Annotated in this window: 19 protein-coding genes; 6 read left to right on the top strand and 13 right to left on the bottom strand. The window is 59.8% G+C overall.

Annotated elements, in window-relative coordinates:
• Positions 1-59: 59 nt before the first annotated feature.
• Complete coding sequence (locus DACI_RS09845) at positions 60-437, bottom strand: hypothetical protein (RefSeq protein ID WP_012203897.1); 378 nt, start codon at positions 435-437, stop codon at positions 60-62.
• A 403-nt stretch (positions 438-840) separates the two neighbouring features.
• Between DACI_RS09845 and DACI_RS09840 the strand changes: the two genes are divergently transcribed.
• The 5 genes from DACI_RS09840 (at position 841) to DACI_RS32705 (ending at position 2,790) form a co-directional block, all read left to right on the top strand.
• A complete protein-coding gene (locus DACI_RS09840) occupies positions 841-1,197 on the top strand; it encodes a PRC-barrel domain-containing protein (RefSeq protein WP_012203896.1) in 357 nt (118 codons plus the stop codon).
• 129 nt (positions 1,198-1,326) lie between these two features.
• Entirely contained in the window at positions 1,327-1,677 is a 351-nt protein-coding gene (locus tag DACI_RS09835; RefSeq protein WP_012203895.1) for a four-helix bundle copper-binding protein, read from the top strand.
• Between the two features lie 151 nt (positions 1,678-1,828).
• Positions 1,829-2,188, top strand: a complete 360-nt coding sequence (locus DACI_RS09830) for a hypothetical protein (protein ID WP_012203894.1) — start codon at positions 1,829-1,831, stop codon at positions 2,186-2,188.
• A gap of 134 nt (positions 2,189-2,322) precedes the next feature.
• Complete coding sequence (locus DACI_RS09825; protein WP_012203893.1) at positions 2,323-2,604, top strand: H-NS histone family protein; 282 nt, start codon at positions 2,323-2,325, stop codon at positions 2,602-2,604.
• Between the two features lie 57 nt (positions 2,605-2,661).
• The gene (locus DACI_RS32705; protein ID WP_012203892.1) at positions 2,662-2,790 is read left to right on the top strand and encodes a hypothetical protein; all 129 of its coding nucleotides are present in this window, start codon (positions 2,662-2,664) and stop codon (positions 2,788-2,790) included.
• Between the two features lie 67 nt (positions 2,791-2,857).
• Here DACI_RS32705 and DACI_RS09820 read toward each other — a convergent pair whose 3' ends face one another.
• The 5 genes from DACI_RS09820 to DACI_RS09800 all read right to left on the bottom strand — a co-directional run bounded on the left by DACI_RS09820 (position 2,858) and on the right by DACI_RS09800 (position 5,653).
• Entirely contained in the window at positions 2,858-3,148 is a 291-nt protein-coding gene (locus tag DACI_RS09820) for a hypothetical protein (RefSeq protein WP_034390857.1), read from the bottom strand.
• A 106-nt stretch (positions 3,149-3,254) separates the two neighbouring features.
• Complete coding sequence (locus DACI_RS09815; RefSeq protein ID WP_012203891.1) at positions 3,255-3,689, bottom strand: PIN domain-containing protein; 435 nt, start codon at positions 3,687-3,689, stop codon at positions 3,255-3,257.
• Positions 3,690-3,930: 241 nt separating this feature from the next.
• Positions 3,931-4,269 carry a hypothetical protein gene (locus tag DACI_RS09810; protein ID WP_225971065.1) on the bottom strand — a complete coding sequence of 113 codons (339 nt, stop codon included), beginning with the start codon at positions 4,267-4,269 and terminating at the stop codon, positions 3,931-3,933.
• Positions 4,270-4,706: 437 nt separating this feature from the next.
• Positions 4,707-5,150, bottom strand: coding sequence for a holin family protein (locus DACI_RS09805; protein ID WP_012203889.1), 444 nt, complete (start codon positions 5,148-5,150; stop codon positions 4,707-4,709).
• A complete protein-coding gene (locus DACI_RS09800; protein WP_012203888.1) occupies positions 5,147-5,653 on the bottom strand; it encodes a glycoside hydrolase family 108 protein in 507 nt (168 codons plus the stop codon). The genes DACI_RS09805 and DACI_RS09800 overlap by 4 nt, the downstream gene beginning before the upstream one ends.
• Here DACI_RS09800 and DACI_RS31120 point away from each other — a divergent pair.
• On the top strand, positions 5,632-6,237 hold the full coding sequence (locus tag DACI_RS31120; protein WP_080518183.1) for an HNH endonuclease signature motif containing protein: 606 nt from the start codon (positions 5,632-5,634) through the stop codon (positions 6,235-6,237). The two genes, DACI_RS09800 and DACI_RS31120, sit on opposite strands and share 22 nt — an antisense overlap.
• On the opposite strand, the gene DACI_RS09790 is transcribed toward DACI_RS31120, so the two are convergent.
• The 7 genes from DACI_RS09790 to DACI_RS31925 form a co-directional block, all read right to left on the bottom strand.
• Entirely contained in the window at positions 6,238-6,525 is a 288-nt protein-coding gene (locus DACI_RS09790; RefSeq protein ID WP_157059639.1) for a hypothetical protein, read from the bottom strand.
• A gap of 98 nt (positions 6,526-6,623) precedes the next feature.
• Positions 6,624-7,046 (bottom strand): hypothetical protein, encoded by a 423-nt coding sequence (locus DACI_RS09785; RefSeq protein ID WP_012203885.1) that lies wholly within the window; start codon positions 7,044-7,046, stop codon positions 6,624-6,626.
• Between the two features lie 146 nt (positions 7,047-7,192).
• Positions 7,193-9,340 carry a hypothetical protein gene (locus DACI_RS09780; protein ID WP_012203884.1) on the bottom strand — a complete coding sequence of 716 codons (2,148 nt, stop codon included), beginning with the start codon at positions 9,338-9,340 and terminating at the stop codon, positions 7,193-7,195.
• Positions 9,340-10,845, bottom strand: a complete 1,506-nt coding sequence (locus DACI_RS09775) for a hypothetical protein (RefSeq protein ID WP_012203883.1) — start codon at positions 10,843-10,845, stop codon at positions 9,340-9,342. The genes DACI_RS09780 and DACI_RS09775 overlap by 1 nt, the downstream gene beginning before the upstream one ends.
• The gene (locus DACI_RS30735; RefSeq protein ID WP_012203882.1) at positions 10,845-11,645 is read right to left on the bottom strand and encodes a hypothetical protein; all 801 of its coding nucleotides are present in this window, start codon (positions 11,643-11,645) and stop codon (positions 10,845-10,847) included. The genes DACI_RS09775 and DACI_RS30735 overlap by 1 nt, the downstream gene beginning before the upstream one ends.
• Before the next feature lies 1 nt (position 11,646).
• On the bottom strand, positions 11,647-12,003 hold the full coding sequence (locus DACI_RS09765) for a hypothetical protein (protein WP_043781094.1): 357 nt from the start codon (positions 12,001-12,003) through the stop codon (positions 11,647-11,649).
• On the bottom strand, positions 12,003-13,013 hold the full coding sequence (locus DACI_RS31925) for a hypothetical protein (RefSeq protein WP_012203880.1): 1,011 nt from the start codon (positions 13,011-13,013) through the stop codon (positions 12,003-12,005). The genes DACI_RS09765 and DACI_RS31925 overlap by 1 nt, the downstream gene beginning before the upstream one ends.
• Positions 13,014-13,137 lie beyond the last annotated feature (124 nt).

Raw genomic sequence — 13,137 nt, 5'->3', positions numbered from 1 at the left:
GCACCCACACCCGTCCATGGCCGCTGCGCTACACAGGGCCTGCCACCACCCCTTCCCTGTCACCCGGAAGACTTGCTGCCGGGGTGCGACGGTTTTTCCGCCCCCTGCGCAGGTGCCACGGCGCCAGCGGCCGCACCGCCCAGCGCACCGGCCACGCTGCCTACCGTGCCGCCGACCACCACGCCCACCGGGCCGGCAATCGCAGCACCCGCCGCAGCGCCTGCAGCGGCTCCGGCCAGCACGCCGCCGCCGATGAAGACCGAGCGCGACTCGCGCTCTGCATCCTCGGGCGACAGTTCGAACTGCGCAGACGCATCGGGGTCCTGCGAAGGAACACCGTGGCCGGGGCGTGCCTGCTCGGCAAGGTCTTCATCCTCGGGGGCATCCGTGGACACCGGCTGGATGGGCTGGATGGATGGCTTGTTGCTTGCATTCATGGGGCTCTCCTTCGGGGCATGCCACACGCATGCGGGACTGCATGCGCTTAATTGCCCTGTCGTTTTTGTTGTACGCCCCGCCCTGCCGCACCGCAGCCGGCCCAGGCTGCTGCCCCGCGTCAGCCAAGGCCCGCCGCCCCGCCGACCGTGACTACAGGGGCTCGTAGGAACTGGCCTCCGCCGCCCAAGGCACCTCCTACGCCCGTCGCGGCGGCCCGACTACCCGGTGTCCGCAGATGCCGTCCTAAGCTAGAACCCAGAAGCACACAGGCTTCGACTTCGCCAGGCGATGCACAGGTTTTCTTGACAGGCCGGCTACCGCGCCCCATTCAAAGCCGCATCGCTCAGCCGCCAGACGCACCGCGCTGGCGGGTCAGCACAAACCCACTCACTGGAGAACGTCATGGTCACACCCAACACCGTATCGAGCGTCATTTCTTCCGAAACCGTCAGCGGCACCAATGTCTACAACCCGGCAGGCGACAAGCTGGGGACCATAGACACGCTGATGATCGACAAGCTGTCCGGCAAGGTGCGCTATGCCGTCATGGAGTTCGGCGGCTTCCTGGGCATCGGCACGGATCGCTATCCGCTGCCCTGGGAATCCCTCAAGTACGAGCCCAACATGAATGGCTACGTGGTGTCGCTGACGCGTGAGCAACTGGACAACGCTCCACGCTACGAGCGCGATACGGCTCCGGCATACACCGATGAATATGGCCGCCGCGTGAACGATTACTACGGCGTGCCCTACCTGTAAATCCCGACCCTTGCGGTCTCTGACACAGCCCCGTTCGCGGGGCGTTTTCTTTGGTGCGGATAGCTGCCAGCGAATGGCCAAGGAAGAACGCCCTGCGCGACTTCACTCCCTCATTCCTGAAGAACTGCCATGAATACCACCCCACCTGCCATCGACTACAAGGCCTGCATGGACGCCTGCCAGGCCTGCGTCATTGCCTGCAATACCTGCGCCTCCGCCTGCCTGAAGGAGTCAGACGTCCAGATGATGGCCGCCTGCATTGCCCAGGACCTGGAATGCGCGCAGATCTGCGAACTGGCCGTGGCCGCAATGGCGCGCCAGAGCCCGCATGCGCCGGACATATGCCGCCTGTGCGCCCAGATCTGCCAGGCCTGCGCCGACGAATGCAGCAAGCATTCCCACGACCATTGCCAGACCTGCGCGGCAGCCTGCCAGCAATGCGCCATGTCGTGCAATCTCATGGGCATGCAGTCGCACTGATACGGCTGGCATGGGCCATGACAGCCGCCCTGGCAGAAATCCTGCAAACACGAAGGAAAAAACGCCACCGGCGCTGTCGCCAAACGCCGCGCCTTCGCGGAACCGGGCCTGCCTACACTTTGATGCATATCCAGGCACACAGGAGGCAATCATGGCACTCGAAATCAGCGCAGAGGAACGGTTCTTCACCCTGCTGAACCAGTTGAAGCACATGCCTCCCTGCTCATCCCGCCAGGAGGCACACGACATGCTGTTGCTGCTCTGGATGCGCATCTGCGAAGGCGCCGGCGCTCGCCGTGAATTGCTCAACCGCATGCGGCAACGCACGCTGTGCGCAGAACATGGCTGGAAAAACCTCGACAAAAGCCCTTGCCATCTGGATTCGGACACCCTGCCGGGCATCCGCATCTATCTGCATTCCAACGGCACCATCGTCATTCAAAGACAGGGGGGAGCGCAGGATTCCGAAATCCTGCACTTCAGCGCCAGGCGCGAATTTGCCGAGGCCTAGGCCCGGTCCGCGCACAGCGCCTGGGGGCAGGCGGAGCAGAGGCTAGGTGCAAACACCAACGATGTCCCACATGCGACATTGGCCCTGTCTCCATAGAATGCGTCATTGTGTAGCACACTATCCATGAGGAATACATGACAGCAGATTACAAAACCCTCCTCCAGCAGAAGGCCGAGCTTGAGGCAAAGATCGCCGCCACCCTGAAGGCGGAAAAAGGCGGAGTCATCGCCAAGGTCCGCGAACTCGTCGAGCAGTTCGGTCTGACCCAGGATGACATCTTCAGCACCGGCAAGGCCAAGTCCGCCAGCATTGGCGTGGCCAAATACCGCGACCCCGCCAGCGGAGCCACCTGGACCGGCCGGGGCAAACCGCCGCGCTGGATTGAAGGCAAGGACCGCAAGGCCCTGGAGATCTGAGCACGGCCCGCCAACGCGGGCCTTTTTTATGGCCGCAACTGCCTGCTGCGCGAGAACGTGAGCATCCAACTACTGGACGAGGTCTTCGCATCCACCGGCGAAATCGGCTTTGCCTGCCACGTCTGCGCTGATGTGGTGATCCCCTACCCGCAGACATTCGCAGTGGTCAAGGGCGTGCGCGCGTAACTACCGCAGGCCCAGACGCAACAAAGCCCCGCATGGCTCGCCCAGCGGGGCTTTTGCTTGTTCGGGGCTAGCTGGTGCTCAAAGAGCGCTCCACTGCAGAAAAGAGCTTTTCCGTCTGGTGCTTGCTCTGGATGTTTTCTCTTCTGAGCCACTCTTGTTGCTGAGGCGTGAGATGGACGCCGCCTGTGTTCATCGGTGCGATCTCCAAAGAAGCAATCGCCGCCCTTCGCATCTCCGCCACCAGCTGTGCCGCATTGTCCATTCCAGATAGTTGCTGGACAGCCAATTGCTCCACAACCTTCTCCAGCGCTGAAATCCTGGCAGAGAGGACAAGCCTGTAGTCCTGAGATTGCTCCATTTGCACTCCATCGTTCGGTGATAGGGGAGCCTGATCGTAAGCGCCTGAGCCTGGCTGACGCGCCTCAGAGGCATTGTCGGGCCAGCAAAGGGAGAGGGCGCGGGTGCTAGGAGGCGCTGTTCTCGCAGAAAACCACGAAATCTGGCCATTCGCTGGCGGAATGAAAGACGCGGATGCCGAGCAGCGCGTGCAGCTCGTCGCGGTGACGCCAGATGTCGCCTTTGTCGGAGGTGAGCATAGCGTCGCAGCCGGCCGCATGGGCAGAGGCTAGGTGTTGAACGTCGGCCACGTTGTGCGCGCCAATAACCTTTGCGATCGCCGCATGCATCGGCTTCTCGCCAGTGTCGGACCAAGACATGCCTGCGAGATCGGCATGAGACGCCGCGCTGCCGCCCCAAGACAGATTGGATGGCTTTGCAGTCGTGTCAATGCGTTTGAGGCGTTGCTCATAAGGGAAATGGACCGAACCCGCCAAGCCTCGCGCCCTGAGGTGTTTCAGACCCGGCATCTCGCCCCCTGTGTCCACGTAGACCTTAATCATCGATGCCTCCTTGGTGTCTGGTGATCGTAGGCCAGTGGGTGGACCGAAGTCCACAGCCCTTGCCGGCCTAGGCCGCCCTGTTCCGCACGCGCAAAAAATTTCCCCCATTTGAATTTTGTTAATCAAACAGAAACGCCCCGAAACCCAGCATCCATGCGGGTTTTCGGGGCGTTTTGATTCTTTGATTCTTTGTTAAAGCTTTAACGTCCAGCCATCGCACCTGACGATGCTCAGCAATACGTCAAACTGGCGACTCATCCAAGGTCCAAGTGGCAAGACGCTTCCGGAAGCCGATGGGGGTAGCAACCGCATCAAACAGCTTGATAGAGAAGTTCTGCAGCAGTGGGTAGTAAGGGATGGTCTTTGCTCCTGTCACTATGTACTCCAGCTCCTTCGCCTTGTACATCACATTGAACAAAGTCAGCGCAGACTCATCAGAAGCTTGCCATTGAAGTACTGTGCCAAGGCCGTTTTCCTTGCTGCTGCTGAATGCCCACTCCAAATCATGGCCCAGCTCGTAGCGAATGTGCTTGAGAGTGACACCCTTGCTCAGTAGAAAAGCCTTGAAGGTGAGCTCCAACCCATGCCCCAAAAGATACAAGACTGGGATTGGTGGACACGGAACCAGTGGAGGTCTTGGCTGGGCCGCACGCTCGTACATAACGAAAGCAGACTCCAAGAACTCATACCCGTAGCGGACCAACCCCATGGGCGTCGTTCGCTCCTGGTCGTCATGGAAACCAGGTCGTTTCGCTAAACCTGCCATCGCTTCATCCAATGATGGGTAGATTGATGGGCACAACAAAAAAGCGCCTCGGAAGGCGCTTGTTTGCTGACACATTGGCGGAGAGGGAGGGATTCGAACCCTCGGTACGTTCGCACGTACGCCTGATTTCGAGTTTTGTACGCAGTCCTTGCAGATGCCGCAAGTTGTTGATCTACATTGGGTTTGTCGTCTGCCTCGGTCGCATTCTGTGAAGCCTGTGCGGGGTATGTGTCAAAAATCCCCCCACCACTTCACCCCTTCGAAGCGCCTGCGGACTTGACCTTTTCGACCGTGCGCAGACTTGCGATGCCCAGCATACCGGACAGGATCACCCAAAGCGACTCTGCTTCCAGCATGGGCGGCGCACTCATCGTCACCGGAACCCAGCCCTTGGCCTGCATCAGTGCCCAGGCCCAGACCAGGAACGGATAGATCAGGAATTGGTACAGCATCGACGCAGCGCCGACCCAGCCGATGGCCGGACGCCACCCAGCCACGAACAGGCTTGCATTCGTGGCCTCGGCCTTATTGACCTCCATCTGGCCGGTAGCCAGGCTGGCATCGATCTTGGCGGCCTCAATGCTGACCTTTTGCAGTTCGATCTGCGCGTCCAGACGTTCTTTGTCGGACGTGAAGAGGTCGTCAGCAATCTTGCCGATGGCATCCACGATGCCGCCCAGGATGATCGGGTTCATGCGGCCTCCTTGAGGGTACGGTTGAGCCAGCCCAGCAGGAATTTGCTCTGGCTCCTGTCGCGCGTGACGATATCGCGGTAGCGGGCCATTTTGGCGATGGTGTACCGCGCGCTGAAAAGCTCAGGGTCGGCCATGTTGAGCGCCGCCAGGGTGAGCGGGCCGACTGCGCCATCTGGCGTGACTCCAGCCACCACCTGGGCAATCTTCACAGCCGTGCCCGTTCCGGCATTCACCCCGAAGTCAAACAGGTGCCGGGCGATCACTTGTGACGACACGTCATCCAGCCGCATCACATCCCAGAAGTTCTGCTTGTAGAAGGCTCGTACTGCATCTGCAGCAGGCCGGCCACCAGCATCGATGGCATCCCACCCGCTCCAGTTCGGCCAGCGGTTGCGCGCGATCCCGGCATACGTCATGCCGCCCTTGTCGCCAGAAACGTTGGTCAGCTGATACCCTCCTTCATTCATAAGGGCATTTTCAAATGCAGAAAGAAAATCTGACATACGGTGACACCATGAACAGTTTAGAGAAATTAACGCATGAAGATGAAATATGGTCGGATACGGAGTATCCGAACTATGCAATATCCTCACATGGCAGGCTGAAAAGAAATGAATACGTATCAACCATAGCTGGCGGATTAAATAGAAAATATAAGGAGAAAATATTTACTGGGAACATCCATGAGAATGGTTATCTATACGTATCACTAAAACCTCACAGGAGCCAAGCACCTGTGCACGAACTTGTCGCGAAGGCATTCCTGGGAGATATGCCAGAAAAGGCAAGAACAGTAAATCATATAGACGGAGACAAGCTAAACAACCGCTCTTCAAACTTAGAATGGGCTACATACGCCGAAAATAACAGACATGCAAGAAAAATGCTGCTAAATATGCAGCATGGGGAAGTATGCAACTTGACAAAGTTTAGTGACAATATAGTAGATGCTGTAAGGATTCTTTATTCATCACGGAGATTTACAGCAAAAGAGATAGGAGGATTTTTTAACATGTCTCCTACTCATGTATACGAGATATCAAGCTTGAAGAGCAGGGCAAGACGATCCACCCATAAGGAAAAGTGATCATTTGGTCTTCCTCGGTACGGGCTCGCCCTGCTTCAGAACGCGGATGTCGGATTCGGCGGTCTCCAGGCGGAACTGCAAGAGCGTCAAGGCACCAGACAGGCCGTTGGTAGTGGTGTCCTTTACCTTCAACTCGGCCCGCAACTCGCGGATGTCGCCCCGCAAGGCCACGATCTCCTCCGCCGCTTTCTCGCCCTTGAAGTACATAGTCACGATCATCATTCCGATGGCTCCCAATATCGAAAGCAGATATTGAAGGGAGAGCTTGAATTCGATGATCTTTTGCAAGCGCCCAGACGGCTCTAGGGAGGTTCTCATCTGTGTGGCCCTATCTGTCCTATTTCCTGGTGCCATTTGCAGCGCTTGGACTGTTGCTGATCGCCAAGCTAGTAAGCGGCGGCTTTGCTCGGCATCGAAAGAAGGCCGCCAAGCGCGCGCCCGGAGAGCTGACTGGCCGGGCCGAGGAGCCCGAACATCGCAGCGTTGCGCAACGTCTCATCAGTGGACCCGCTGGGCTGCAGGAGGCCCATCCCGGCGCCCAGGAGGCCTGCTCCGGCCAATGTGTTTGCGCCAGGCGCGAATGCGACGGGAACCATGCTCAGCGTGCTCCCCAGGACTGAGCCCGCGCGCCCCATCCCGGTGGCCAGCAGCGGCGAGTCGAGATCGCGCAGATCGCGAATGTCTTGCTTCGACAGTTGACCCAGCGACTGTTGTATCCCAGACTTCGTGTTGTTCATGCCCTGGCCGATGCCAGCAAGGAGCAATTCCAGCGGACTCATGCCGCTTGTGGGGTCGTATTCACCAGCCATACTTTTGCAACAAAAAGCCCGCTCAAGGCGGGCATAGGACTATGGAAAATTTGCGTGAGACCATCAATCAGATGATCAGGAACAGCAACTTCAGCCCGGGCTTCATAGGCTGGATCGGCGCGCTGATCGTGCTTGCCATCTACGACTCATGGCGGGGGCGCAAGTAGGCCGCCCGTGTATGCCAGGGCTGGGTTGAGCAGGCCGCGCATCACGGGCTCCTTCTGGACAGGGCCCAGCAGCCCAGGGCGCACGTTTTGCGCTGCGCCCTCACGTATGCTGATCTGCAGGTTGTTCAGCGGGTTCGCGGCCATTGGGCCAATGAATGGAACCTTTCCAAGAAGGTCAAGACCTCTCCCCAGCAGCACCGCAGGGGTGTTGCTATTGCCAACGGCAGACCCCACTGGCTGAACTTGCGTGTAGCTTGCGACACGGCCAAGTCGTTTGAGTGACTCTATTTCTTCTGGCTGAAAGAACAAGCCTAATTTCTTCTCTCCAATATCGGCTAACGCTTTGTTGTAAGCGGACTGACTGAATTTCCCAACCTCATCCGACCCACGGTTCAGAGCCTTCTCTTTCAGGTGGGCAACGATGGCGTCCCGAATGACTGGCACTCCTTGTGGGCCGATTTCTTTGGCCAGCATCTGGGCTTGGTTTGGAGTCCCACCGATCACATACTTTTTAGCAATATTGGCCGGGTCGGCAGAGTTGCCGCCAGAAAGTGCCTCGCGCACCAACGGAGATGAATCCTCGTATGCATAAGCTGAACGCGTGGCGCCACGTGCACGGTTCACTGCGTCAATGGCCGATCCTGGCGCCGCGTCCATAGTGCGCAGCCGCTGCGCCATGTCTCCGGTAAGAACCGAGTTCCCAAAGTCGATCCCTCCAGGATTTGTAATCGGCTGCACCTGTGACTCACTCAGAACGCGTGCTGCAGTCTTCGCTGCGTACCCTTCATTGCCACCCCTAGCGATCTCGCGGGAGAGCATGGACTGCAGGTTTCGGTAGTCCTGAGGCGTGAAGGGCTGCTTCCCATCCATGAAGGCTTCCATGTACCTGGAAACTCCGGGATTCATGAAAGGCATCAGTCCCTCCTCGCCCAGCGTCTGGTTGATGTCGCTGATCACCTTTGGCGAGATCGGCTGGCGATATCCTGGCGAAGATTTTGCCGCATCCCATGCCGCCTGCTCCGCAGAGCGAAGATTGTCACGACGACCAAGGATAGAGGATGTGATCTGCTCTCCAGCACGTTGCAGATCGCCACGAGTTGCACCTTGCTCATTTAGCGACTGGATGAGTCTAACGTTGTTCTCATTTTGAATTTGCGCCAGTCCTTGCAAATCAGCATTGCCGGCATTGGCACCGATCTTCGCCAGATTCATTTCACGGGTGATCTGTACCGGGTTCAGGGTCACAGACCCCCTGGTAGGAGTAAGGCCAGTCGCAGTGAAGTCAGCGAGACGGCGCACAGCATCTGGGTTCAGCTCCTTCCCCGCTTGCAAGGCATCACGCAACTCGGTGCGCAGTGCTTGGCGCGCACGCTCCGGGATCTGCGAATAGTCGCCTCCCGAGCGCTCGAATATCACATTGATCTGTGCATCCAACTGCTGGGGCGTCATCTTCGGCGCCAGGGCACGCTTCACACCCGCTGTGGCACCCTGCACCAGACCGGGAGCAAAGCCGCCAGCGACCCCGCCGATCAATCCAGCGGCGGCCTGCTGCAACTCATCCCCACCACCCTCGCGCGACAGGCCAGACAAGCCACCACCGCCAGCAGCAGACGAAAGCTGAGCGGTTGGTGCAGTAGACAGCGCACTCCCCACGGAGCCGATCATGCCGGGCAGCTTTGCCAGTTGCTGGGCGCCACCAAGAGTGCCACCCGCGCCCGCGACAAGGCGGGTTGCGTCGCCCACCACACGCTCCAGCTCGTCGCGTGGCTTGGGCAAGCCAATGGCATCGGCCGCACTGGTTGCAACCTGCCCCAAGGGCGCGGTGTTGATGCCTGCCATGCGCATGAGTCCGGCCACAGGTTCAGTGAAGACCTGTGCTGCGTTTGCCAGCCCCTCCAAGCCGTAGCGGCCAGCAAGACCGACTTGGCGTGGCAGGTCAGAGATGCCGCGGTTGACTGCGCGGCCGGCGTCCTGAACGGGGTTGGAAGGCGCAGCGGGCGCGCTTTGCTGCAGCCAATCAGCAGGCACAGCCATCCCGTTTTTCTGGAGTTTCGTGACCAGATCGGCTTTTGTCGTGCCGTCCGGGACATTGCTGATGATGGTGCCATCCGGCAGACGTACATCCATTATTTGAGGTCCGAAAAGTTGATCACTTGCCCGCTCTTACCGCCTCCTGGCGACCCTCCCCAGCTGCCGGTGGCGCCGCCAGTCTGCTGCCCGCCAGCTTGACGAAGAGCTTTCTGCTCGAAGTACTTCACCTCCTGAGCGGCAGCAATCCGCTGGTCAATTGGCAGAGATCGATCAGCCACGCGGCCCGCAGCGGACTTGTAGCCCTCAACGTCAATATTGGACTGCGGTCCCTCGAAACGCGGGACGTTCTTCACCATGTTGGCAGACACGATATCGAGCTGAGCCGCGATCTTTCCCCCTGGAGTGGATCGGCCGAACACAGCTGATCCACTATCCATCAGGGAGCCGATGACGCTTCCCGTCGGGCCTAGCTTCAGCAGCTCGATGGCGCGGTCTGCATTGGACAGGTTGTCGTTTGCATTGCGAACCTTGCTGCGGTTGTCGGTATCGCGCACCACATCGGCTTTTGCTGTGTCCACGGCACGCGCCCGGGCAGCATCTGATAGAGCGGCTTCGGCAGAGCTAGGGCCTGCAGCATAGTTCCCAGACGCAGGCGCCGCGCCCTCCCCCTTCGGCATGAACTGAAGCCGTCCAATCTCACGCGAAATGGCGTCCTTCTCGGCTTGCGTGCGTCCAGGCTGCTGCATTTCCATCTGCAGGATCTGGATGCTCTCCTGATTTGCAGATGCACGCGATCCGCCCGCATATGCAGAGCTGCGGATGTCTTGCTGGCCGCCTCCAGCGCCGCCACGTGCACCGCGGACCACCGCGCCTTCGCTGGTGTATTCGTCTCGGCCTGTCTCGGGGTTGTAGATCTTGATGGGCTTGTAGCTGGCCTGAACACCTTGGTAGTTGTTGAAGGTCTCCAGCGCACCTTGAGGCGCCGATACGACCGGCAGGCCATCAGGCCCGATACGGACCATGCTCGTCTTTCCGTCTTGGGAGGTGGAAAGGCTGGGCATGAAGCCGGCGCCCACACGGTTCTTGTCGTAGGCATAGCCGTTCGTGACCTGCATATCCCGGCCGCCGTTCTTTTCGATCATCGCGGCGATGCCCTTGCCGCCATTGAAAGCCATGTCAGCTTGAATCGCCTGCTCAGGGATGCCCAGGGAGCGCGCTAGCTCCAGAATGCCGCCACCGCCCTGGCCGCCACCACCAGCCGCTGGCATGCCGGCACCAGGCGCAGCGCCAGACGCTCCAGCAGCACCGACAAAGCCAGCGCCTTGGCCCTGAGTCGGGCTTCCGCCCATCAGGCGCTCAATCCAGGCCTGCTGCCGCGCGTCTTTGACGGCCGCTAGCTTGCGGGCCTCAATCTCGCTTTGGTAGTTGTCCATCTGAGCTTGCAGCAGCTTCTGCTGCAGATCGCCCTTGCGCTGCGAGTCCGCGTATTGGACGGCGCTCAAAAGGCCGGGGCCGAACTTCTGCCCAGAGCCCGCCGCCGCCAGTAGACCGAGACCAAGCTGAGACTCAGGCGCGCTCAGGAAGTCAAGAAGTCCAGCCATCACGCACCTCCATCGCCGTAGCCGTACTGGTCACGGCGGAACTGATCCTGGGCCGCCTGCCGGCGCAGATACTCGATCTCGGCGTCGGTCAGATTGCCGGTGTTGCTCTCTGGCGCCTTGGGCTCTGGGATCGCGCCGCTTGTCCAGGGGTTCAGTGCGCCGAAGTCGATCTGCCCGTACGCTGTCCCGGGATTCGTCATCATCGTGGGAATCATCGGACTCGGGCGGATGCCACCAGATTGCATCGCTTGTCCTGCGCCAGAATCCGGGCCTTGTGCACCCGGCAGGCTGCCAGCTGCCCCAGAGATGCCGCCGAGCAGTCCGCCGCTTTGCATCAGAGGAGAATATCCCTGTCCAGCTTGGCCCAGCAACCCCTGCAATGCGCCACCAGCACCATTGCCGCCAGCCACACTGCCGCCTGGCGTCGCGCCAGTGCGGTATGTGCCAGCGCCCATGCCACGCTCCGGCTGCAGGAATCCGCCCAGCTCCGACCCTGCAGGAGCGCGCTGGTAGTTGCTGTTCATCAACCGGTTGGACAGGGCCATCATGCTCGGGGCCATGTTCTGCCGATAGTTGTCGATGTCCCCGTACAGGTTCTGATAGCTGGTCTGCTGAAGTTGGTTCAGCGGGTTTTGCTGGTAGTACGTGCGAAGCTTTGTCGCATCATTCAGCACATCTTTCAGGCCTTGCTGGGCCGGTCCCCACGGCTCACGCGTCTGGGTCTGAGATTGGCCGCCGCCGCTGTCGCTGAACAGGCCGCCCACCAGGCCGCCTGCGATTTTTCCGATTGAATCTGGCATGTCACAGGTCCTTTTCTACTGCTACTGATTTGATCCTGTAGCCAGGGCGACGGCGGGTCATGCCGCGTCGCACCTCGGCCACTACCTTCTTGCACCCGATGGACCGGCCCCAGGCCTCCACCTCATCCACCAGCTCGTTGTTGAACACGCCTGCGCTTGCCACAAGGTGCAGCACGCGGCATGTCTTGCCGTCGATGACCTCGCTGATTGCCCAGTAGCCCTGGTGCTCCCAAAGCTGGGCGAGGTCCGCGCGGCAACGCTCCAACCACATCTCCACGGTGTCCGTATGTGTGCGGCGGAATGCCGGCTCCAAAGCTGCCGCGGCTTCATCAGGAACGGTGCTGGGAAGAAAGTGCATTACGGCGTGCTCCAGAATCCAGAGCCAGGCGCCTTCAAGCCAAGGCCAGAACCGCTGCCAACGGAACTGCCGCCGCTGTTGCCGGTCCCCCACAGATTGCCGATCTGGCCGCCCAGCTGTGCACCACCCAAAGCCCCCAGCAGAGGGTTGCCCTGAGTGCTTCCGGTTCCCGTGGTGGTGCCAAATCCAGAGCCGATGCTGTTGATCAGATTCCCGAAGTTGTTGAGGTAGTTCAGCGGCGTGTTCTGGATGTTCGTGCCGGCGTTGATGCCGGTCTGGTTGTTGCCCATCAACTGGTTCCAGGTGTTGTTGCCCAGTTGCGCCCCCTGCAGCGCCCAGCTGTTGTTGTCGTTGTTGATCTGACGGTCAAGACCGGCGTATCCCAATCCTAGATTGCCCAGGCCCAGGTTGTAGCTGTTGCCTGCGTTGTAGAAGCCGAGATCGTTGTTCCGGCGCCCCAGGTCGTACTGCAGAGCGGTGTTGAATCCGTTGCCGCGCAGACCCGCGAGACCGCTTGCGATCTGACTCTGCAGATCGTTGTTTGCGTTCGCCTCAATGACGCCTTGGCGGGAACCGCCAAAACCACCCGCAGCCATGGCTTGCGACCCAATACCAGGAAGCACCCGGGTATTGAAGTTGTTCGTCATGTCCTTCGTCAGTGCGTCCGCCTGTTGTTGCAGATACGGATTCGTGCCCTGTTGGTAGTAAGCGCCGCCAGAAGAACCACCAGAGGATCCGCCGCCATAGGAGTTGTCTCCGGTGCTGACGTTGTAGCCGCCTGGACTTGTTCCTCCGAAGACTGCATTGCTGCCGCCGCCGATACTGCCACCACCAGTGGATGGACTGGGGGTGTTCGCACCCACAAGCCAGCCGTTGGCGTTGCCATCGCTGCCGAGGTACTTCCCCTCAATGACGCCGCCATACTCGTTTGTCAGCGCGCGGCCGTCAGCGCCAATCTGGTACGGGCTGCTGCCGGTCGTTCCATCCGCGTATTGGTAGGTATATGCCATTGTTCACCTCATCCCAAAAGGCGCCAGGCGCCGTTTCTGTATCCGTAGTACCCGGCACCGCTGCCAGGGTTCCAATCTGTGCCATCAGCCAGGACTACAAGGCCATCGAACAGCCTCGCAGGCT

This window comes from Delftia acidovorans SPH-1, from assembly GCF_000018665.1.
GTDB lineage: Bacteria > Pseudomonadota > Gammaproteobacteria > Burkholderiales > Burkholderiaceae_C > Comamonas > Comamonas acidovorans.
The sequence above is the reverse complement of the archived record's forward strand: the minus strand, read 5'-3'. Positions and strand labels throughout refer to the sequence as shown.